The organism is Brevundimonas sp., from assembly GCF_035627475.1.
Classification (GTDB): Bacteria; Pseudomonadota; Alphaproteobacteria; order Caulobacterales; family Caulobacteraceae; genus Brevundimonas.
Window position 1 is genome coordinate 40,262 of record NZ_DASPLR010000035.1, and the last position, 21,322, is coordinate 61,583.

The 21,322-nt window shown below is 70.2% G+C and carries 19 protein-coding genes; 7 read left to right on the forward strand and 12 right to left on the reverse strand.

Going from position 1 to position 21,322, the window contains the following annotated elements; all coding sequences use genetic code 11:
• The first annotated feature begins 31 nt into the window (after positions 1-31).
• Positions 32-592 carry a DUF2939 domain-containing protein gene (locus VEA62_RS09620; protein WP_324820992.1) on the forward strand — a complete coding sequence of 187 codons (561 nt, stop codon included), beginning with the start codon at positions 32-34 and terminating at the stop codon, positions 590-592.
• Here the strand turns inward: VEA62_RS09620 and alaS are convergent.
• From alaS to recA, 4 genes are all read right to left on the reverse strand, one after another.
• Complete coding sequence (gene alaS / locus VEA62_RS09625) at positions 589-3,261, reverse strand: alanine--tRNA ligase (RefSeq protein ID WP_324820994.1); 2,673 nt, start codon at positions 3,259-3,261, stop codon at positions 589-591. The genes VEA62_RS09620 and alaS overlap by 4 nt on opposite strands.
• Positions 3,262-3,349: 88 nt before the next feature.
• Positions 3,350-3,826: a hypothetical protein gene (locus tag VEA62_RS09630; protein WP_324820997.1), complete on the reverse strand. Its 477-nt coding sequence runs from the start codon at positions 3,824-3,826 to the stop codon at positions 3,350-3,352.
• Positions 3,827-3,916: 90 nt separating this feature from the next.
• The gene (locus tag VEA62_RS09635) at positions 3,917-4,120 is read right to left on the reverse strand and encodes a hypothetical protein (protein ID WP_324820999.1); all 204 of its coding nucleotides are present in this window, start codon (positions 4,118-4,120) and stop codon (positions 3,917-3,919) included.
• A 258-nt stretch (positions 4,121-4,378) separates the two neighbouring features.
• On the reverse strand, positions 4,379-5,461 hold the full coding sequence (recA, locus tag VEA62_RS09640) for a recombinase RecA (protein WP_324821159.1): 1,083 nt from the start codon (positions 5,459-5,461) through the stop codon (positions 4,379-4,381).
• 324 nt (positions 5,462-5,785) lie between these two features.
• Here recA and VEA62_RS09645 point away from each other — a divergent pair, with 324 nt between their 5' ends.
• The 4 genes from VEA62_RS09645 (at position 5,786) to VEA62_RS09660 (ending at position 10,860) form a co-directional block, all read left to right on the forward strand.
• Positions 5,786-7,942, forward strand: a complete 2,157-nt coding sequence (locus VEA62_RS09645) for a TonB-dependent receptor (RefSeq protein ID WP_324821002.1) — start codon at positions 5,786-5,788, stop codon at positions 7,940-7,942.
• On the forward strand, positions 7,852-9,036 hold the full coding sequence (locus VEA62_RS09650; RefSeq protein WP_324821162.1) for a PepSY domain-containing protein: 1,185 nt from the start codon (positions 7,852-7,854) through the stop codon (positions 9,034-9,036). Before VEA62_RS09645 ends, VEA62_RS09650 begins: the two co-directional genes overlap by 91 nt.
• On the forward strand, positions 9,033-9,215 hold the full coding sequence (locus tag VEA62_RS09655; RefSeq protein ID WP_324821004.1) for a hypothetical protein: 183 nt from the start codon (positions 9,033-9,035) through the stop codon (positions 9,213-9,215). The genes VEA62_RS09650 and VEA62_RS09655 overlap by 4 nt, the downstream gene beginning before the upstream one ends.
• Before the next feature lie 97 nt (positions 9,216-9,312).
• Positions 9,313-10,860, forward strand: a complete 1,548-nt coding sequence (locus VEA62_RS09660) for a GNAT family N-acetyltransferase (RefSeq protein WP_324821007.1) — start codon at positions 9,313-9,315, stop codon at positions 10,858-10,860.
• A 3-nt stretch (positions 10,861-10,863) separates the two neighbouring features.
• Here VEA62_RS09660 and VEA62_RS09665 read toward each other — a convergent pair whose 3' ends face one another.
• Positions 10,864-11,319 (reverse strand): MaoC family dehydratase, encoded by a 456-nt coding sequence (locus tag VEA62_RS09665; protein WP_324821010.1) that lies wholly within the window; start codon positions 11,317-11,319, stop codon positions 10,864-10,866.
• Between the two features lie 34 nt (positions 11,320-11,353).
• Positions 11,354-13,258: a M20/M25/M40 family metallo-hydrolase gene (locus VEA62_RS09670; RefSeq protein WP_324821012.1), complete on the reverse strand. Its 1,905-nt coding sequence runs from the start codon at positions 13,256-13,258 to the stop codon at positions 11,354-11,356.
• Between the two features lie 172 nt (positions 13,259-13,430).
• Between VEA62_RS09670 and VEA62_RS09675 the strand changes: the two genes are divergently transcribed.
• Positions 13,431-13,799 carry a VanZ family protein gene (locus VEA62_RS09675; RefSeq protein WP_324821014.1) on the forward strand — a complete coding sequence of 123 codons (369 nt, stop codon included), beginning with the start codon at positions 13,431-13,433 and terminating at the stop codon, positions 13,797-13,799.
• A gap of 3 nt (positions 13,800-13,802) precedes the next feature.
• On the opposite strand, the gene VEA62_RS09680 is transcribed toward VEA62_RS09675, so the two are convergent.
• From VEA62_RS09680 to chpT, 3 genes are all read right to left on the reverse strand, one after another.
• Positions 13,803-14,618, reverse strand: a complete 816-nt coding sequence (locus VEA62_RS09680) for a protein-glutamate O-methyltransferase CheR (protein WP_324821016.1) — start codon at positions 14,616-14,618, stop codon at positions 13,803-13,805.
• Between the two features lie 4 nt (positions 14,619-14,622).
• Positions 14,623-14,994, reverse strand: coding sequence for a response regulator (locus tag VEA62_RS09685; protein WP_324821019.1), 372 nt, complete (start codon positions 14,992-14,994; stop codon positions 14,623-14,625).
• A 99-nt stretch (positions 14,995-15,093) separates the two neighbouring features.
• Positions 15,094-15,747 (reverse strand): histidine phosphotransferase ChpT, encoded by a 654-nt coding sequence (chpT, locus tag VEA62_RS09690; RefSeq protein ID WP_324821021.1) that lies wholly within the window; start codon positions 15,745-15,747, stop codon positions 15,094-15,096.
• A gap of 90 nt (positions 15,748-15,837) precedes the next feature.
• Between chpT and cysQ the strand changes: the two genes are divergently transcribed.
• Entirely contained in the window at positions 15,838-16,623 is a 786-nt protein-coding gene (cysQ, locus tag VEA62_RS09695; RefSeq protein ID WP_324821026.1) for a 3'(2'),5'-bisphosphate nucleotidase CysQ, read from the forward strand.
• A 6-nt stretch (positions 16,624-16,629) separates the two neighbouring features.
• Here cysQ and VEA62_RS09700 read toward each other — a convergent pair whose 3' ends face one another.
• From VEA62_RS09700 to VEA62_RS09710, 3 genes are all read right to left on the reverse strand, one after another.
• A complete protein-coding gene (locus VEA62_RS09700; protein WP_324821028.1) occupies positions 16,630-17,874 on the reverse strand; it encodes a hypothetical protein in 1,245 nt (414 codons plus the stop codon).
• A 136-nt stretch (positions 17,875-18,010) separates the two neighbouring features.
• Complete coding sequence (locus tag VEA62_RS09705; RefSeq protein ID WP_324821032.1) at positions 18,011-19,519, reverse strand: DUF1570 domain-containing protein; 1,509 nt, start codon at positions 19,517-19,519, stop codon at positions 18,011-18,013.
• 77 nt (positions 19,520-19,596) lie between these two features.
• Positions 19,597-21,228, reverse strand: coding sequence for a peptide chain release factor 3 (locus VEA62_RS09710; protein WP_324821035.1), 1,632 nt, complete (start codon positions 21,226-21,228; stop codon positions 19,597-19,599).
• Positions 21,229-21,322 lie beyond the last annotated feature (94 nt).

Here is a 21,322-nt window from a genome sequence, read left to right on the forward strand (position 1 = left end):
GTGGGGAGGCGTTCCGACGCCAGAGGGTAACATGACCAAGAAGCTCATCGTCGGGTCGGCCGTTGTGGCGGTCGTCGTTCTGGCCGCCGCCTGGGCCGCGGCGCCCGTCCTTGCCGCCCAGGCCCTGATCCGCGCCGCCAAGGCCGGAGACGCCGACCGCATCGAGCAGTTGGTCGACTTCCCCGCCCTTCGCCAGAGTCTGAAGGACGAGCTGAACGCCGAACTGGCGACCCGGATGCGACGCGATCCGCGGATGGCCGAGAGCGGCCTGGGCGGCCTCGGCCTCATCCTCGCGCCGATGCTGCTTTCCGGGGCCGTCGACGCCGCCGTGACGCCGGAGGTGGTGGCGCAGATGGTCACCACGGCCGAGGCGCCCGACCCGACCGTTCGGGACCAGCCCGAACCCGGCGACGCCGCCGACGAGGGCGACGACATCCATCAGGCCTGGGGCTACCGGGACCTGAACGCCTTCGCTGTCACCCTGACCGACAGGGACCATCCGGACCAGCGGCTGGCCCTGATCCTCGAACGTCGCGGGCTGTTCAGCTGGAAGCTGGCGGCCGTGGACATCCAGAACGACGCCAGACGCTAGCCGGCCAAGGCCGTCCGCACCGCAGCCAGCCCGTTCTCGGCCTTGCCGCCGTCCGGGGCGCCGCCCTGGGCGAAGTCCGGCTTGCCGCCCGCGCCCTGTCCGCCCATGGCCAGCACCGCGGCGCGCGCCAGATCGGCCGCATTGACCTTTCCGGTCATGTCGGAGGTCACGGCGACCGTCACCGCCGCCTTGCCCTCGGTGACGCCGATCAGGGCCACGACGCCGGAGCCGACCTGTTTGCGGAAGTCCTCGGCCACGCCGCGCAGGCCCTTGCCGTCGACTCCGTCGAGGACACGGGCGATCAGCTTGACGCCGTTGATCTCTTCCGGCGCGGCGTTCCCGCCCGAGCCGCCGCCCAGCGCCAGCTGCTTCTTCAGGTCGGCGACCTGCTTCTCGAGCGTGCGCACCGAGCCGCTCAGCGCCTCGACCCGGGCCGGCACGTCCGCCGGCTGGACCTTGAAGGTCTGCGCCAGCTTCTTCGCCACCGCGGCCTGGGCCAGCAGATACTGGCGCGCGGCCTCGCCGGTCAGGGCCTCGATCCGGCGCACGCCGGCGGCGATGCCGCTCTCCGACACGATCTTGAACAGGGCGATGTCGCCGGTCCGCGCCACGTGGGTGCCGCCGCACAGCTCGACGGAGTAGGGCTTGTCCGCCTCGGTCAGCGAGCGCCCAAGGGTCAGCACGCGAACCTCGTCGCCGTATTTTTCGCCGAACAGGGCGACGGCCCCCGCGTCGATGGCTTCCTGCGGAGCCATCATCTTCGTCTCGGCCGGGATGTTCTGGCGGATGACGGCGTTCACTTCGTCCTCCATCCGCGCCAGTTCGTCCTCGGTCACCGGGGCGTTGTGGCTGAAGTCGAAGCGCAGCCGCTCGGCGTCGACCATCTGGCCCTTCTGGGCCACGTGGCCGCCCAGCACGTTCGCCAGGGCCTTGTGCAGCAGGTGGGCCGCCGAGTGGTTGGCGCGGGTCGTCAGCCGCGCCTCGGGGTTGACGCGGAGCTGGACGCGGGCGCCGATGGCGAGCGTGCCCGAGCTGATCTCGATCCGGTGGGCGAACAGGTCGCCGGCGTGCTTCTGTACGTCCAGCACGACGCCCGAGCCCTGCTGGCCGGTGGCGTCGGTCCATTCGATTTCGCCACGATCGCCGGCCTGGCCGCCGCCTTCGCCATAGAAGGGGGTCTGGTCGAACAGCACCTCGGCGGTCTCGCCGGCGCCCAGTTCGTCGACCGACTGGCCGCTTTCGACGATGGCCAGCACCTCGCCCGAGCCCTCGACGGCGTCGTAGCCGGTGAAGACGGTAGGGCCGAGGCGATCGCGCAGGGCGAGCCATTCGCCGGCCGAGGCGGTCTGGCCTGAACCGGTCCAGTGCTCGCGCGACCGGTTGCGCTGTTCTTCCATCGCCGCGTCGAAGCCGGCGGTGTCGACGGTGAAGCCGCGGCGGCGCGCCTCGTCCTGGGTCAGGTCGAGCGGGAAACCGTAGGTGTCATAGAGGGTGAAGGCGGTCTGGCCGGGCAGCACGCCGCCCTCGCCGAGATCGCGCGCTGCGTCCTCGAGCAGGCCCATGCCGCGGCCGAGGGTGGTGCGGAAGCGGATTTCCTCCTGCTTCAGAGTGTCCTCGATGAAGGCCTGGGCGCGGCGCAGTTCGGGATAGGCCTCGCCCATCTCCTGCACCAGGGTCGGCACGAGACGGTGCATCAGCGGATCGGCGGCGCCCAGCAGGTGGGCGTGGCGCATGGCCCGGCGCATGATCCGGCGCAGGACGTAGCCGCGGCCCTCGTTCGACGGCGTGACGCCATCGGCGATCAGGAAGGAGGACGAGCGCAGGTGGTCGGCGATGACCCGGTGGCTGGGCGCGCGCTCGCCCTCGGCCGCCGTGTTGGTCTCGTGCTCCGAGGCCGCGATCAGGGTGCGGAACAGGTCGGTCTCATAGTTGGAGTGCACGCCCTGCAGCACGGCCGCGACGCGTTCCAGGCCCGCGCCGGTATCGATCGACGGCTTCGGCAACAGGCTGCGGCTGCCGTCGGCGGCCTGGTCGAACTGCATGAAGACCAGGTTCCAGATCTCGACCCAGCGGTCGCCGTCTTCCTCGGGCGTGCCCGGAGGTCCGCCCCAGATGTGGTCGCCGTGGTCGTAGAAGATCTCGGTGCAGGGGCCGCAGGGGCCGGTATCGCCCATGGACCAGAAATTGTCGCTGCCGGCGATGCGGGCGATCTTTGATTCCGGCAGGCCGGCGATCTTCTTCCACAGGTCGAAGGCCTCGTCGTCGTCGATGTAGACGGTGGCCATCAGCCGCTCGGCGGGGATGCCGAACTCCTTGGTGACGAGGTTCCACGCCATCTCGATGGCGTGCTCCTTGAAGTAGTCGCCGAAGGAAAAATTCCCCAGCATCTCGAAGAAGGTGTGGTGGCGCGCGGTGTAGCCGACGTTGTCGAGATCGTTGTGCTTGCCGCCGGCGCGGACGCATTTCTGCGAGCTGGTGGCGCGCTTGATCGCCCGCGTCTCCTGACCGGTAAAGACGTTCTTGAACGGCACCATGCCGGCGTTGACGAACAGCAGCGTCGGGTCGTTCTGCGGCACCAGCGGAGCCGACTGGACCTTCTCGTGCCCATCGGCGGCGAAATAGTCGAGGAAGGTCGAACGGATCTGGTTCAGGCTGGACGAGGTGGTCATTGCGCGGGTCGTTCTGGGGAGGCGAAGAGGAACGCGCCTCATATAGGGGTTTCGGCCTGAAAGCATCACCCGCCCGTGATCGGGCGGATCAGGCGGAGCGGGGCGGCCCCAGCACGCGCTGCGCCATCCAGGCGATCGGCAGGCCGACGCACAGGATGTGGATCACGATCGGCTTCATCGCCGCCATCAGGCTGTCGGGGGGCGACAGGGTCGAGGCAGAGAGCGGCACGACGACGAAGGTCATCGCCAGCCAGACCGCGACGCCGAAGGCCACGCCTGCGGGGAACCACAACCGGCGCAAGGCGGGGATTCGGGCCGAGGCGAGCACGAACACTGCGGCGATGCCCGTCATGACGCCGTAGTGGGAGGCGAGGCCCAGCCAGGCCGTCGGCCAGCCGCCCTGATAGGCGGCTGATCCGAGCCAGCCGCCGGCGACGGATTGCAGCACCACCCGGGCGGGGACCTGCAGATTGGTCAGGATGGCCGCGGTGATGTCGAGCGTGCCGGCCGCCAGGGCGGCCAGCAGGATGGCCCGACCGGTTGCACCCTTGCCTGGTCCAGCCATGTCGTCTCTCCCCCGGCTAAGGGAGAAGGTTAGCCGGACGGGGCGCCGCTGGCCAGAGAGGCAGGCGGACCGGAACCGGGGCCGGGCGGCTCAGTCTGCGTCGTCGACCTCGTCGGCGGCGGCCTCGTCCTCGGACAGCAGATCGTCGAGGGCGTCGATGATGGCGTCGATCTGCTCGGGCGTGGCGACGACGGCCATAGACGCCCCGCCGTCGCCCTCGATCTCGAGGAGATAGCCGGAGGGAGTTTCGGACAGGGTGAACTGACTGAGGGACTGGACCTGAGGGTCGGCCATGGCGGGCTCCGGTTTGACGAACCCGACAACCGCCGCGCTGGCGGAAAGGTCCCGCTTGCGAAAAAAAGGCCGCTCGACCCGGGTGGGGTCGAGCGGCCGCTCCGTCCGGCCCGGCCCGGCGGGGTCGGTGGCGGGTCGGCGGACCCGGCCGGAGAAGTAGGGTGGCGGACTCCGGAACCTGAAAAACAGGGTGGCGGAGTCGGCAGAGTCGCTTCGGCTGAAAAGCGGGGTGGCAGAGTCGGCAGAGTCGGCTCGGCCTCAGCCCTCGAGGTCCTGGCCCTCGTCGGGTTCGGGCGTACCCAGCAGTTCCTCGGCGATCTTGTTGGTCGAGGCGCGCACGGCCTTCTCGATCGAGTCGGCGATGTCCGGATTGGCCTTGAGGAAGGCGCGCACGTTCTCGCGGCCCTGGCCGATCCGCTGGCTGTCGTAGGAGAACCAGCTGCCCGACTTCTCGATCACGCCAGCCTTGACCCCAAGGTCGATGATCTCGCCCAGTTTGGAGATGCCCTCGCCGTACATGATGTCGAAGATGACCTCGCGGAACGGCGGGGCGACCTTGTTCTTGACCACCTTGACCCGGGTGGTGTTGCCGACGACCTCGTCGCGGTCCTTGATCGCGCCGGTGCGGCGGATGTCCAGACGGACCGAGGCGTAGAATTTCAGCGCATTGCCGCCCGTCGTCGTCTCGGGCGAGCCGTACATGACGCCGATCTTGTGACGGATCTGGTTGATGAACAGGACGATGCACTGCGACTTGTTGATCGAGGCGGTCAGCTTGCGCAGGGCCTGGCTCATCAGGCGGGCCTGCAGGCCGGGCAGGCTGTCGCCCATCTCGCCCTCGATCTCGGCGCGGGGCGTCAGGGCGGCGACGGAGTCGACCACCACGATGTCCACGGCGCCCGAGCGCACCAGGGTGTCGACGATCTCGAGCGCCTGTTCGCCCGTGTCGGGCTGAGACACCAGCAGATCATCGAGGTTGACGCCCAGCTTCTGGGCATAGCCCGGGTCCAGCGCGTGTTCGGCGTCGACGAAGGCGGCGGTGCCGCCCGACTTCTGGATCTCGGCCACGGTGTGCAGGGCCAGGGTGGTCTTGCCCGAGCTTTCCGGACCGAACACCTCGATGACCCGGCCGCGCGGCAGGCCGCCGATGCCCAGCGCCATGTCGAGGCCCAGCGAGCCGGTCGACACCGACGGGATCGCCTCCGCGATGCCGCCCTTGCCGAGCTTCATCACCGAGCCCTTGCCGAAGGCGCGGTCGATCTGGGCGATCGCCGCCTCGAGAGCCCGCTGCTTGTCGCCGTCGTCCTTGCCGACCAATTTCAAATTCGCCTGTGCCGCCACCTTGCCACTCTCCCTTGCCATGATTCCCGTTCGGTACTGGAGGAGAGGCCCGCCTTCGGTCCTATGACCGTGACCCGCTCCCTGTGAGCAGGGATATGTGCACGGTTTGTTCCGGTTGCCAATATGTTCTTTTCCGGTCCGGCCAGAACACGTCCGATTTTGACGTAGCCTGCCCGGGTGAGGCCCTTGCGATCCGAAGCCGGGTCGGCCTGCGGCTGAGGCGAGGTCCCGGCGGCCTGCGACCTTCCATCCCGGAGCCTTGCCGTTGCAGCCCCGCCCAGGTTCGTATAGTGCGACGCGTTCGCAACAAAGAAAGCTCACTCAATGGTCCGGACCTTCCTGCTCGCCACCTGCAGCGCCGCGGCGCTAGCTTCGCCGGTCATGGCCCAGGAGGTCGAGGCGACCCAGGTGGACGACGTGGTCGTCACCGGCTCGCAGGTCACCCTGACATCACCCTATGCCGGCGGTCAGGTGGCGCGCGGCGGACGCGTCGGGCTGTTCGGCAATCTCGCCGTCATGGACACGCCCTTCGCCTCGACCAGCTACACCAGCGAACTGGCCCGCGACCAGCAGGCCCGCAGCGTCGGCGATGTGCTCCAGAACGACCCGGCCGTTCGCGTCTCCAAGGGCTTCGGAAACTTCCAGGAGCTGTACGTCATCCGGGGCTTTCCGGTCTATTCGGACGACATGACCCTGAACGGGCTCTACGGCATCCTGCCCCGTCAATTCGTGGCCGCTGAGTTCCTCGACCGGATCGAGGTGTTCCACGGGGCCACAGCCTTCCTGAACGGGGCCGCCCCCGGCGGCAGCGGCGTCGGCGGGGCGTTCAACCTGACACCCAAGCGCGCGCCGAACGAGCCGCTCAACCGCTGGACCGCCGGCCTCGATGGCGAAAGCGAGCTCTACCTCGCCGCCGACCTGGCCCGCCGCTTCGGTCCCGCCGACGACTACGGCATGCGCCTGAACCTCGTCCGCCGCGACGGCGAGGCGGGAATCGAGGCGCAGGATCGTGAACTGACCGCGGTGGGCCTCGGGCTGGACCGGCGTGGCGACCGCGCCCGCTTCTCGGCCGATATCGGATTCCAGGACCACCACATCGACGCCCCCCGTCCTGCGGTGACCCCGGCCGGCGACATCCCGGCGCCGCCCGCGGCCGACGGCAATTTCGCCCAGCCGTGGACCTATACCGACGAGACCCAGCTGTTCGGCGTCGCCCGTGGCGAGCTCGACCTGACAGACAGCGTCTCCGCCTGGGCGGCCTTCGGCGGCCGCAAGGGCGAGGAGGCCAACGTCCTCGCCAATCCGAGGGCGGATGCTAATGGAAATCTGACCGCCTATCGCTTCGACAATACGCGCGAGGACACGGTCTGGTCCGGGGACGTCGGCCTGCGCGCCGAACTGGCGACCGGGCCGGTCGGCCACCGCCTCGTCCTCTCGGCCTCGCAGGTCCGGTCGAAGTCGGCCAACGCCTACGCCTTCTCCAACTTCGCGGGCTTCGCCTCCGATCTCTACAGTCCGGTCGCCGTGCCTCCGCCCGCGCCCGACTTCTTCGTCGGCGGCGACCTGTCGGATCCCGGCGTCACCGAGCGGGTCGACAACGCCAGCGTCGCCGTGGCTGACATGATGTCCTTCATGGACGGCCGCCTGCTCGCCACCGTCGGGGTCCGCCACCAGCGGATCGAGACCCGGTCCTACGACTACAACTCCGGCGCCTTGGCCTCGGCATACAAGGGGGAGGCGACCACGCCGGTCTTCGCCCTGGTCTACAAGCCGACGGACGCCATTTCGCTGTACGCCAACTATGCCGAGGCCCTTATCCCCGGGAAGATCGCTCCCGCGGTGGTCAATGGCGCCGCCGTAGAAAACGCGGGCGAGGTCCTCGACCCCTTCATCGGAGAGCAGGTCGAAGTCGGCGCCAAATACGACGGAGGAATGTTCGGCGGCACGCTCAGCGTGTTCCGCTCGACGCTGCAGAGCGAGCTGTTCACCCCGACCCCCGGCTCCACCCCGCCGAGTGGCGTCTACAGCGCCGACGGCGAACAGAAGAACACCGGCCTGGAACTCAGTGTCTACGGCGAACCGGTGGAGGGCCTGCGAATTGTCGGCGGCGCGACGTGGCTGGACGCCGAGATCGTGCAATCGGGGGCCGAGCCGATCGGGGTTCCGGCCTTCCAGGGCAATCTCAACGTCGAATGGGACCTCCCCCAGGTCGCCGGCCTGACCCTCGAGACCCGCGCCGTCCACACCGGCGAGCAGCAGGCCAACGCCGCAAATACCGTGCAGTTGGAGTCCTGGACCCGCTTCGACGCCGGGCTGCGCTACGAGACCGAGGCCATGGGCCGGGAGATCGCCCTGCGGGCCCGCATCGAGAACCTGGCGGACGAGGATCACTGGGTGGCCGTCGGCGGCTACCCGGGCGCCAACTACCTGACGCTCGGCGCCCCGCGCACTCTCAGGCTGTCCATCTCGACGGAATTCTGAGCCGGATGCAGACTCGAACCATCCGTGCCTGGTCGTGGGTTCACAGGTGGTCGAGCCTGGTCTCGACCGCCTTCCTGCTGATGCTATGCATCACCGGCCTGCCGCTGGTCTTCACCCATGAATTGAACGAGGTGCTGCTGGACGAGCCATGGGCGCCGGCGCACGCCGAGGGCCGGCGGCTCGACCTCGACCAGGTGCTGCAAACCGCCCTCGCGCGCCAACCGGGCGAGGTCCCGGCCTTCATGAGCTTCGACGAGGACCGGCCGGTGGTGAATGTCACCAGCCGCGCGCCCGACGCCCCGGCCGGCCAGTTCAGCTTCCAGCCCATCGACCAGACCAGCGGCGACCCGGCTCCGCCGGTCGCCGGCCACCCGGCGATGGAGTTCCTGCTGCAACTGCACACCGACATGTTCCTGGGCCTCCCCGGCATGCTGTTCCTCGGCGCCATGGGGCTGATGCTGATCGTGGCGGTGGTGTCGGGCGTGGTGCTCTACGCCCCCTTCATGCGGCGGCTCCCGTTCGGGACGGTGCGGACGGGGAAGGCGGCCCGCACCCGCTGGCTGGACTGGCACAACCTGCTGGGCGTGGTGACGGTGGCCTGGGTGCTGGTCGTCGGCGGCACGGGGGTGGTCAACACCCTGGCCACGCCGATCCTGGCCTACTGGAAAGACACCGCCCTGGCGGATCTGGCCGCGGCCCACGACGCCCCTGCGGCGGTAGGCGAATGGGCCTCGCTGGAGCGGGCTGTCGAGCGGGCCCGGGTCGCGCTGCCGGGCCGGACCCTGCAATTCGTCGCCTTCCCCGGAACCGACTATTCAACAGACCACCACTTCGCCGTCTTCTTCCACGGCGACACCCCGCTGACGACCCACCTGACCACGCCCGCCCTCATCGATGTGCGCACCGGCGAGCTGGCCGCCGTGGCCGAGACGCCCTGGTATGTGAAGGCCCTGTCCCTGTCGCAGCCCCTGCATTTCGGCGACTATGGCGGACTGCCCCTCAAGATCGTCTGGGGCCTGCTGGACCTCGTCACAATCATCGTCCTCGGCTCGGGCCTCTATCTGTGGCTGGCGAAGGCGCGGCGAACGGCATGACCCGCCGGAACCGGAGCCTGTGGACGATTCTCGGCGCCCCCATGATCGTGGGCGTGTTCAGCCTTGTCGGCCTGGTCGGCGCCCTGCTGGAGGACGGTCTCTGGGATCTTCTCGGAGCGGCGCTGCTCGCCACGACCCTCGTAACGGTCCTGTGGGGGCGTTGGGCCCGGCGCGGCTGAGCGACTGAGCGGGAAGCCGGCGCCGCCCCCGCAGATCGACGGCCATGCCGATTAGTAAGGGATTGATCCCCGCCCTCCGCCATGCGTTCAGGGAGCGATGAAAAAGCCCCGCAAGTCCGCCATCCTAAACATCCGCAACGCCCGGCTGGGCGACATCGACGCCATCACCGCCCTTGTGACCAAGGTCTACAAGGACATGCCGGCCTATACGCCGGGCATGCTGCGCGGGCAGATCGCCGCCTTTCCCGACGGCCAGTTCGTGGTCGAGTTCGACGGTGAGATCGTGGGCTACGCCGCCGGTTTCCGCATCGACGAGAAGACGGCCATGTCGCCGCACACCTGGACCCAGATCACCGGCGGCGGCTATGCGGCGCGGCACGATCCCCTGGGCGAGTGGTTCTACGGCATGGAGGTCTGTGTCGATCCCGACCGGCGCCGGCTGCGCATCGGCCAGCGGCTGTACGACGCCCGGCGCGACCTGTGCGAGGCGCAGAATCTGAAGGGCATCGTGTTCGGCGGGCGGATGCCGGGGCTGGCGCGGCGCAAGGCGGCCTATCCCGACGCGCGCGACTATCTGGACGCGGTCACGGCGCGCAAGCTGAACGACCCGGTGATCGGCTTCCACATGCGTTCGGGCTTCGAGCCGATCGGGGTGCTGGAGAACTATCTGACCTCTGACACCGCCTCGCTGGGCCACGCTGCCCACATGGTCTGGCGCAACCCCTACTATGCCGAGACGCACGGGCGCGGCGCGGCCTTCGCGGTCAAGGAGACGGTGCGGGTGGCGACGGTTCAACTGCAGGCGCGCAAGGTCGCCAGCTTCGAGGAGTTCATCGCCAACATCGAATATTTCGTCGACGTCACCTCGGACTACCGCTCCGACTTCGTCGTCTTCCCCGAACTGTTCACCCTCCAGCTGCTGTCGCTGGAGTCCACGAAGCTGTCGCCGGTTGAATCGATCGAGGCCCTGACCCGCTACACGCCGCGCTTCGTCGAGGCGCTGCGCAAGATGGCGGTCGAGTACAACATCAACATCATCGGCGGCTCGCATCCGACGCGGACCGAGGACGGCGACATCCAGAACGTCGCCTATGTCTTCCTGCGCGACGGCTCGGTGCACGAGCAGGAGAAGATCCACCCGACCCCGAACGAGCGCCACTGGTGGAACATCAAGGGCGGCGACCGGGTCCACGCCATCCCCACGGACTGCGGCCCGATCGGGGTGCTGATCTGCTACGATTCCGAGTTCCCCGAGCTGGCCCGGCGGCTGGTCGACGAGGGGGCGCGGCTGCTGTTCGTGCCGTTCTGCACCGACAACCGGCAGGGCTATCTGCGGGTGCGCTACTGCTCACAGGCGCGGGCCATCGAGAACCAGTGCTACGTCACCCTGTCCGGCAATGTCGGCAACCTGCCCAACGTCGAGAACATGGACATCCAGTACGCCCAGTCCTGCATCCTGACGCCGTGCGACTTCCCCTTCGCGCGGGACGGGGTGGCGGCCGAGGCGTCGGAGAATGTCGAGACGGTGACGGTGGCCGACCTCGACCTGTCGGACCTGGCCTGGGCCAAGTCGCAGGGCACGGTGCGCAACCTGCGCGACCGCCGCTTCGACCTGTACAAGACGGTGTGGGCCGACGGCGGGTGAGGCTCAGGTTTCGACGGGACGCCGCCAGGCCACGATGCCGAGCTTCGATATCTGAACGGGGTCGCCGTGCTGGTTGCGGGTCTCGTTACGGGTGCGGATCATGCCGCGGTCGGGGCGCGACTTCGACGGGGTGATCTCCAGCACCTCGACGTGGACGGTCAGAGTGTCGCCGGGCCGGGTCGGGCGCGGCCAGGTGGTCTCGCCGCCGACGCCGATCAGGCCGCCCGCGATCGGCAGGCCGTCGACCAGCAGCCGCATGCTCAGCGCCGCCGTGTGCCAGCCGCTGGCCGCCAGGCCGCCGAACAGGCTGTCCTGCGCCGCCGCCTCGTCGAGGTGGAAGGGCTGGGGGTCGTAGTCCCGCGCGAAGGCCTTGATGGCCTCGGCCGTGACGGTGACGGAGCCGGTGACGAAGGTCTGGCCGACCTGGAGGTCCTCGAGATAGAGCAGCGGGCGGGACATGGGACCTCCATCGCGGCCGGGGAGCGCGGCGTGATCAGGATGCCGCCGATTCGCCGGCCGGCTCGACCGCCATGGGCCGCGCGACCTGCCCCCAGGCCGAGACTGCGCCGCCGAGCACCAGAACCGCCAGCGCCGCGATCAGCCACGGCCGGACGGCGCCGCGCTCCGGCGACAGCGGCCGCACGAGCATCAGCACCAGCAGGCCCATCAGCACCAGCACCCCGGGCAGGTCCAGGCCGACGCCGAGGAAGACCGGATGGGACAGGCCGATCAGCCAGGCGCCGCCGATCGTCGCCGCGACCGCGACCGCGGCGAGCGACGGCGCTCGCGTCAGCCCGGGGTCGAGGACGGCCGCCAGCGCCGCCGTGGCGGCCGCCAGCAGGGCCGGCCACAGGAACAGGAAGGCCGCCTGGGGCGCGAGCGCCTGGGCCGCGGCGGCGAAGACGAGGACGAGGGCGATCAGCCCGGTCCAGCCGCCCCACGCCGTCCGCGCCGCCAGTCCCGGCGCCAGCGACAGCCCCCCCGCGATCAGGGCGACCACGAAGACGCCGATGGTGAAGGGGTTCAGCCCGCCCAGGGCCAGCAGCGGCGTCAGCGCCACCGCGGCGGCGGCGGCGACGGCGATCGCGACGAGGCGCCGGTCAGGCCGGCCGCGCCCGCCCAGCAGCGCCATGCCCAATGCCAGCACGGCCAGGGCGGCGCCCGCCTCCATCCACGGCAGGCGCGCCAGCAGGGTGTAGTAGGCGTCGCGCCCCGACAGCGGCCCCGCCAGCGTCCGCACCGCTTGGGTGAGGATCAGGCCGCTGGTCAGAAACCAGACCCCGTCCACGGCGCCGCGGCCGGCCTCGGCCCAGGTCAGCCCCGCCCGCCGGCTTGCCCGCCACGCGGCTGCGCCCAGCAGCGCCAGGGCGGCCGCCAGCAGCCCCCAGCCCGCCGCCGGCGGATGGCTGAGGATCACCCGGCCGAACAGATCGGCGTAGACGGCGTCATCGCCGCGCGCCGGCAGCGCCCCGGCGCGGAGCAGGGCGTCGGCGTTCTCGAGCGTCTGCGAGCCGATGTGCTGGACCGCGCCCCGGTCGAGCGCCCCGGGGGTCGAGGAGGGCGCGTGGTACTGTTCGGGCCGTCCGATGAAGGCCAGGTTCAGGCCGGGGACTCCGCGATCCTTCGAGACGCTGAAGTCGGTGTCGTTCGGCATCCGCTCATAGACGAACACCGCCAGCGAGTTGGAGGTGACGCCGCCGTCGGCCCGGGTTCCGGCGCGGGCGAAGAGGGCGATGGTTTCGGCGTTGCCGGAGCCGGTCTGGAACATCATGGCCCGGCCGCCGCCGCCGCGCGCCTCGAGATTGATCACCGCCCCGATCCGGTCGCGCAGCGGATGGCCGCCCCAGAAGGCCCGCGCTCCGTCGAGGCCGATCTCCTCGGCGTCGGTCAGGATCACCACCAGTGTCCGGTCGGCCGGGCCGCGGGCGCGGATCGCGCGCACGCTTTCCAGCACCGCCGCCACGCCAGTGGAATCGTCCGCCGCCCCGGGCGACATCGGCACGGTGTCGTAGTGGACCATCAGGGCCACGGCGGGCAGGGCGGGGTTCCGCCCCGGCAGGACGCCGATCAGGTTGGTGGCGGAGAAATTCGCCGCCCCGGGATCGCCGCCCATCCGGCGCAGATAGTCCGCCGAGCCGGCCGAAAGCGGCCCGCCCTGCGTCGAGGTCTCGAGGCCGAGCTGGTCCAGCCGCTGCAGCAGATAGGCCCCCACCCGCGCGTGGTCGGCAGAGCCGACCGGATGCGGCCGCCGCGCCAGCTCGCGCACATCGGTCATGGCGCGTCCCGCCGAGAAGGCGGTCGCGGGCGCGTCCACGCCGGCGGGCTCCGGAACCTGCAGGGACGCGACCCCGATCAACAGCGCGAGCGCCAGCGACCCGACCAGCCAGAACAGCCGCATGAGACATCCTCCCCGATGTTGGGCGAAGCCTAGCGGGACGGACCGGCTCCGTCATCAGCACGCCGGTTACGCTCCGCCGGAACGGGCGTCCCACAAAGACCTTCTATCCGGGGGGCTTGGGTCAGCTCCCGCCTCACTGCTATGGAACTGAGTCTCACAGACAAGGTGCTCAATGAGCCGAATTCTCCGCCTGCTGGCGGTCGCCATTCTTTTTGTCTCGATCGCCTTGATGATCGGACCGGCTCAAGCGCTGGAGAGCGCGAGCGGGGTATGGGACAAGGGCGCGCACTTTGTCACGTTTGGCCTCATTCTCTGGAGCTTCGGCGTACTGTTCCGGCGACTTCCGCGTCTCGCCGCGGCGGCACTCGCCATCGGGTTAGGGGCGGTTGTCGAGGTCGTACAGGGCATGGTCGGGCGCGATGCCGAGTGGGGAGATATCTTTGCTGACTCTCTCGGTGTCGCCGCCGCCCTGTTCCTGTGGGCTTTGTGGCGCGGGTTCCGCGCACGGACCGCGCTCCAGCGACGCGACTTCGAGGCGTGAGGCTCAGGCCGCGCGGCGCAGCGCCGCCGGCGTCTTGACGAACAGGCCCTTGCGGCCGGCCACGGGGCGGAAGGCGATGCTGTCGGCGGCCAGCGCCTCGTCGGGCCCCAGGAACAGGCAGCCGTCGTCGACCAGCCGCCGCTCCAGGTTGTCCAGCGTCTGGGCGCGGCGCGCCGGCTCCATGTCGGCGAGGACATAGCGGCAGAAGATCACGTCGAACCGGTGGTCGTCCGCCGGCGGGTCCAGCAGGTTTGCGCGGGCGAAATGCACCGCCGCGCGCAGCCGGGGCTTGGCGATCCAGTTGTCCTCGGCCTGGTCGAACCAGGCCAGCATGGTTCCGGCCTTGAGGCCGCGCTGGATCTCGAAGCCGGTGTAGGCGCCCGAACGCGCCTTCTCCAGCGCCCGCTGCGACAGGTCGGTGGCCACGATCTCGACGGGGAAGCCGGCGTCGAACGCGCCTATGGCCAGGGACCAGGGCTCCTGGCCGGTCGAGCAGCCCGCGGACCAGACCTTGACCGGGCCGCCGCCGCGGGCGGTCGAAAGGGCGGGCAGCAACTCGCCGGTGAAGGTGTCGAATGTCTTGCGGTCGCGCCGGAACCAGGTCTCGGGATTGAGCAGCGCCTCGATCACGGCCCAGCCGAGCGCCGCCACGGGCCTAGCCCACAGCGAGGCCAGCAGGGCGTCGACCGTCTCGTAGCCCTCGCGCCGCGCCAGCGGGCCCAGCCGGTGCTCGGCCAGCTTCATCCGGTCGCGCGTCAGCCGGAAGCCGGCGCGGGAGGCCATCAGGGACTGGAGCCGGTCGAAGTCGTCGGGCGACATGGGTTCAGACGGCCCCCACCTCGGCGAATTTCGACGTCAGGATCTCGCCGTCGAACGGCTTCATCACATAGTCGTCGGCGCCCGCGGACAGGGCTTCGGCGATGCGTTCGGCGCGCGTCTCGATGGTGCAGAACAGGACTTTGGGGCCCGCCCCGCCCGGCAGGGTGCGCAGGCGGCGCAGGAAGGTCATCCCGTCCATCACCGGCATCGACCAGTCCAGCAGGATGACCTCGGGCATCACCCCGGCGCAGAAGGCCAGGGCCTCGGAACCGTCGGCGGCCTCGTCGACCTCGAAGCCGAGACCCTCGACGATGCGCCGGGCGACCTTGCGGATGATCCGGCTGTCGTCGACGATCAGACAGGTTCTGGGGGTCAAGGGATCGGTTCCAAATTACGCACAACGCCCGCGTGTGTGCGTCATCCGCTATAATCACCGTGCGCCGGTTAACGAGTCCTTGGGAAACCGGCTTAAGCGTCAGTTAGGCATGTGGACGGTCAGGGCCACGCGGCCGTCCTCGGCCTGGACCTCCAGCGAGCCGCCCGCGTCGTGCGCCGTCAGCCACAGCCAGTAGGGCTGGATCCACTGTCCCGGCAGGCCCTCGCTGAGCGGGCGGCCCGCCAGGCCGGCGACCGCCTCGGGCTTCAGCCGGGCCCGCGTCCCCTCGGCGACGCCCGCCAGCTTCAGCCCCTCGCCACGTTCGCTCGAGACCACCGCCGCCCCGCCCGACGGGAGGGCGGCCATGGTCAGCCAGGCCAGGTTCACGAGTGCGCGAGCCTGGGCCTTCGAAAAGTCACCGCCGTCTACCCGCCAGTCCAGGGTGGCGCGCCCGCCCTCCGTCAGGCCGGCCACCAGTTCGCCCAGCTCCGCGCCCGAGAACCGCTCCGCCGAGGTCGAGGCGCCGAAGGCCACGCGGGCGAAGGCCACGAGAGCCACCATCTTCTTCGCGCTCGCCTCGATCAGTCCCATGGCGTCGTCGCGCATGTCCTGGGCGGTCGGGTCCTTCAGCAGGTCCAGTCCGGAACTGATCGCCCCGGCCGGGCTGATGAAGTCGTGGCACAGCTTGCCGGCGACCAGCGCCGCCAGGGCCTGGCCGTCGGGGAGGGAGGAGGGGGCGGCGGTTTCGGTCATCGGGCTCGAAAACAACAGGGGATCGGTCGCGCGAACGCTGCCCTGATTTGCCGGTTCTTCAAACCGCCGCGATGGGCTATCGGAGCGGCCATGAGCAAACGACTGACCGCCGACCTCGCCTCGGGTGCATTGACCGGGGCGCTGGCCGACATCGCGGAGGACGCGGCCCGGGTCATCCTGCCGTACTGGCGCAACGGGGTCGTGGCCGAGGCCAAGGCCGACGACAGCCCCGTGACCCGCGCCGACCAGGAGGCCGAGGCCCTGATCCTGGAGCGGCTGGAGGCGCTGTATCCCAGCGTCCAGGCGGTGGCCGAGGAGGCCGTCGCCGCCGTCGGCGCGCCCGCGGAGACGGCCGACTGGTTCTGGCTGATCGATCCGCTGGACGGCACCCGCGGCTTTGTCGAGGGCCGCGAAAGCTTCACCGTCAACATCGCCCTGGTGCACAGCGGGGCGGTCGTCGCGGGCGTGGTCACCGCGCCGGCCACCGCCACGACCTGGCGCAGCGGCGGCAAGGGCGGAGGCGCCTTCCGTCGTCGCTTCGGCGAGGCCTGGCAGCCGATCCGGGTACGCAACCGCCCTGCCTCGCCAGTGGCCGTGATGAGCCATTCAATGACTGATGTGGAGGCCGGACGGCTCGCCTCGCGCCACGGCTGCGTGCAGTGGCAGGGCACGGACTCCTCTCTGAAATTCTGCCTGATCGCCGAAGGCCGGTTCGACGCCTATCCGCGCACCGGTCCGACGTCGGAGTGGGACACGGCGGCGGGTCAGGCGGTGCTCGAGGCCGCCGGCGGCCGGGTCATGGCCGAGGACGGCCAGCCGCTGCGTTACGGCAAGCCCGGCTTCGCCAATGGCGGCTTCGTGGCCCTCGGCGGCTAGGCGGTCTCAGGCTCTGGCCACCGTCTCCGGCGTCGCCAGCACGGCGCGATGCATCAGCGCCGGCGCCCCCCATTCGCGGGCGGTTTCCAGGGCCTCGGCGAGCATCAGGCCGACGGCCCGCGGTTCGGTCGCCGTCAGCCTCGCCCTGGCCATGGCCAGGTGCGCCATGCCGATCTGGTCCGCCGCCCAGTCGAGGGGCTCGGCGCCCGCTGCATCGGCCAGCCGGCGGCGGACGATCGCTTCCAGACTGTTCAGCGCCTCGACGTCCATCATGGCCTCGGCCAGCTCGGCCTCGGCCGCCAGCCTCCGCTCGCGCGCCAGGGCTCCAAGAACCAGGCCGGGCTCGCGGCTCAGCGCCTCCGCCTCGGCGAGCAGCAACAGCGGCGTGTCCGCGCCGGCCCCGGCCAGGCGCACGGCCGCCCAGTCCAGCGGACTGTGATCGGGCGTGAACTGGTCGGCGGCGGCGTCGAACAGCGCCTGCCCCTGCACCTTGGCGGCCTCGTTCCGGGCCAGGTCCGCCAGCGCCATCAGTCCCGCCCCGGCCATGGCCAGCGCCCGGGCCCGGGTCAGGGGGCGATAGTCGGGCGAGGCGGTCTCGACGAGGGCGCGCAGGTCGCGGCCGGCCTGGTCGAGCAGCCGCCCGTCGCGCCGCGCCACTCCGGCCTCCAGCGCCAGCGCCGCCCGGTCGAGGCGAAGTTCGTCGCCGACCGAGGGCGGCAGGGCCCGCGAGCCGTGCAGCGCCGCGTCCAGCAGGGCCGCCGCGTCCAGCAGGCTGGACGGCTGGCCCGACAGCCGGGCGCGCCGGGCGCAGAGGCGGGCGTGCAGCGCCGCCGCCGCCGCCCGCGTCACCGGCCGCTCGGCGGTCAGGGACTGGGCGTCGGACAGCGCCGCCGTCAGCGCCGCGGGTCCGCCGAACAGATCGAAGCGCAGCAGGTGAATCTCGCCGGATTCGATCGCCGCCGCGGCGGTCTGGTCCGGGGTGGTGGTGTGCCGGGCGGCCTCAGAGGCGCACTTCGCAGCCCGCTCCAGGCTCTCGCGCCGACCGGTGCGGCGGGCATGTTCACGCCACAGGGCGGCGGCCCGGAGCCAGCCGTCGAAGGGGCGGGCGCACGAGATCCGGCCGGCGTCGATGGCCTCGCGGCGCGCCTCCGCCTCGACCAGATCGGCGCCGATCAGCTCCAGCCAGCCGAGGTCATCGCTCTCGCGCGCCTTGTCGAACAGCTTCCTCAGGTCCCGGCCGAATTCGAACATGGGTGACCCGCGCTCCGTCCCGCTTCGGGACTGACAGCCGTCCCTCTCGCTGGCATTGCAAACGCAGCGCCGCCCGGGCGGTTCGACTTGGCCGTCAGCTCTTTCGCGAGACGCCCTTCGGCGACAGGACGAGGCGTCAGTCCGATCCGGCCCCTGCGCGCATCTGCTCGATCTGGGCCAGCAGCACGCGCGCCCGCTGGACGCCCGGCCCGCCGTGCGGATCGTTGACGATGGGTGTGAGCAGGGCGGCGGCCTCGTCGAAGAGGCCGGCCTGCAGCATGGCGATCGCCGCGTCGCCGCGGATCGACATGACCTGCGGGGCGTAGCGCGCCGCCATGGCCCAGGTCGTCAGATCGTCCTGCGTCGGATAGTCCTCGGCCCCGCGGCGCAGCCGGGCCAGGTCGGCATGGATGCGATAGTCCGTGGGCTCCGCCTCAAGCGCGCGGCGCAGCAGGTCCATGGCGAGGCCCCGCTCGTGATCGGTCCCGGCGTCGTCGGAGGCCAGGGCGGAGCGCTCCTCGACGATCTCGGCCATCAGCAGCAGGCCCTCGACATTGGCGGGCTCGAGTTCCAGCGTGCGGGTCAATGCTGCTTCGGCCGCGGCGGAATCGCCCCAGCTTCGTTCGGCGCGCCCCAGGGCGACCAGCGCCAGCGCATCGTCGGGGAAACGCGCCGCATTGGCCCGGGCGGTCGCCAGCAAGGCGGGACCGTTCATCTCTTCCGGACGCGGGCTGCGGGAGTTGATCAGCGGCAGGATCACCGCATCCCAGGCGGGCGGCAGGGTCGAGACCGTGATCTCGGGCGTGACCGGCGGGATGTTGAGTTCCGAGTAGTAGAGCCGTCCCCGCATATAGGCCTTCAACTGGGCCTCCAGCGCCTCGGGGGCGATGCCGAAGCTCGCCTGCCACGCCTCGGCCGGGTCGCGGCCCGCTCCGACGGCGTTCAGATACACGCCCAGCGCGCGGGCCCGCGTCTGGTCGGCCAGCAGCCAGTGGGTCAGGGCCCAGGACTGGGCGTAGTACATGCCCCGTCCGGTCTCGGTCTCGATATCGAAGGAGCCCCGCGCCCGCAGCAGCTGGTCCATTGGCAGCCAGCGGCCCTGCTGCAGCTGGCGCTGGCGGCCGGGGTTCGGCAGGCCGAAGCTCGCCGCCCCCGCCTCGCTGACGGTCGCCGTCGCATAGTATTCGGCCAGCCCCTCGCTGAACCAGCCGGGGAGCCGGCCCTGGCCCACGTTGGCCATGAAGTGGTGGGTGTATTCGTGCAGCAGCAGGTCATCGTCCCGGCCGCGGATCAGGATGGCGAAAATGTCGTTCTCGCTGGCCGTATAGTAGCCGGCGATGCCTTCGGGCAGGTGGGGCATGGCGGTGCGCAGCGCCCGCGCGTCGTCAACCAGATAGACGGGCAGCTTGCGCAGGTCGTCCTGGGCAGGTCCGCCGAAGCGCGACCTGAGCAGGCCATGAAACCGCTCCAGCCGGGCGGTGTAGTCGCGCAGCGAGCGCTCCGAGCCGTCGCTGTAGACGACGAAATGCTGGCTTTCGGCCCGACGCCAGTCGGCCAGGGCCGAGGCGGGCGTCAGCGCGAGCAGGGTCAGGGCGAGAAGAAGACTACGGACAGGATGCAGCAAGACGATACCCCCCAAGGACATCAGGCATCCTAAGCTCGTTTCGCGACGCCTGGTACAGCCTTGAGCTGAATATCGCTGGTGGCGCCTTATTCGCCCGTCTACCCCCGCTCCTTCGTCTTCGTGAACGCCACGTTCGGGAAGCGCTCCATCACATAGCCGGTCTCCCAGCTCGACTTGGCCAGGAAGACCGGGTCGTCGTCGATGTCGCGGGCCATCTGGCCGCGGTACTTGCCCATGAAGTCCTCGAGGTCCGCCTTCGCCCCGCCGATCCAGCGGGCCTCGGCGAAGGGCGATGGTTCGAAGATGACCTCCAGCCCGTATTCCTCGCCCAGCCGGTCGGCCATGACCTCGAACTGCAGCTGGCCCACGGCGCCGACTATGAAGTCCGAACCCATCTCCGGGCGGAACAGCTGGGTCACGCCCTCTTCCGCCAGGCCATCCAGCGCCTTCTTCAGGTGCTTGGCCTTGAGAGGATCCTTGACCCGGACGCGCTGGAGGATTTCCGGCGCGAAATTCGGCAGGCCGGCGAAACGGATCAGGCCGCTTTCCGACAGGCTGTCGCCGACGCGCAGCACGCCGTGGTTGGGAATGCCGATGACGTCGCCGGCGTAGGCGTCCTCGGCCAGCTCGCGGTCGCTGGCGAAGAACATGATCGGCGCATTGACCGACAGCTGCTTGCCGGTGTTCTGGACCTTCAGCTTCATGCCGCGGGTGAATTTGCCCGAGGCCATGCGGAACATGGCGATGCGGTCGCGGTGGTTGGGGTCCATATTGGCCTGGACCTTGAACACGAAGCCGGTGACCTCGGCCTCGCCGGGCTCGACCGTGGCGGCCACCGGCTCGGCGGCGTTGCGCGTGCCGGCGGGCGCGGCCTTGTGGGCCTTCATGATCTTCGGCGGCGGGGCCCATTCGCCGATGGCGGCCAGCAGTTCGTCGATGCCGAAATGGCGCAGGGCCGAGCCCCACAGCACCGGCGTCATATGGCCCTCGAGGAAGGACTGGCGGTCGAAGGCCGGATAGCCCCCCTCGACCAGTTCCTGCGCCTCCAGCAGGGCTTCGTGCTCGCCTTCCTCGAAATATTGCCCGGCCTCGGACAGCGGCAGGGCGGCGGGGTGGGGTACGTCCTCGTTCGATCCGGCCGGCTTCTTCGCATACGGCTGAAACCGCCCGGTGCCCATCTCGACCATGCCGCGCAGGCGGTTCCCGCTCTCGGCCGGCCACCAGATCGGGGCCGGGTCCAGCTGCAGCCGGCTGGCGATCTCGTCCAGCAGGGCCATCGGGTCCTGGGCCTCGCGGTCCAGCTTGTTGATGAAGGTGATGATCGGGATGTCGCGCAGGCGGCAGACCTCGAACAGCTTCAGGGTCTGCGGCTCGATGCCCTTGGCCGCGTCCAGCACCATGATGGCGCAGTCGGCGGCCGTCAGGGTGCGGTAGGTGTCTTCCGAGAAGTCCTCGTGGCCCGGCGTGTCCAGCAGGTTGAACATCTTGCCGTCGTGCTCGAACGTCATCACCGACGCCGAGACCGAGATGCCGCGCTCCTTCTCGATCTTCATCCAGTCGGACTGGGTGCGCCGGTTCTCGCCGCGCGCCCGCACCGCCCCGGCCGCGCGGATGGCGCCGCCCGCCAGCAGGATATGCTCGGTCAGCGTGGTCTTGCCGGCGTCCGGGTGCGCGATGATGGCGAAGGTCCTGCGGCGCAGGGCCTCCTGCTGGAGGGTCAGTTTCGACATGGTCTATCCGTTGGGCCGCGGCAGTTAACCCGGACGCGACCGGATGTCACCCGGTGTGAATATCCCCTCGCAACGAAGGGCTTTCGGAGTCATT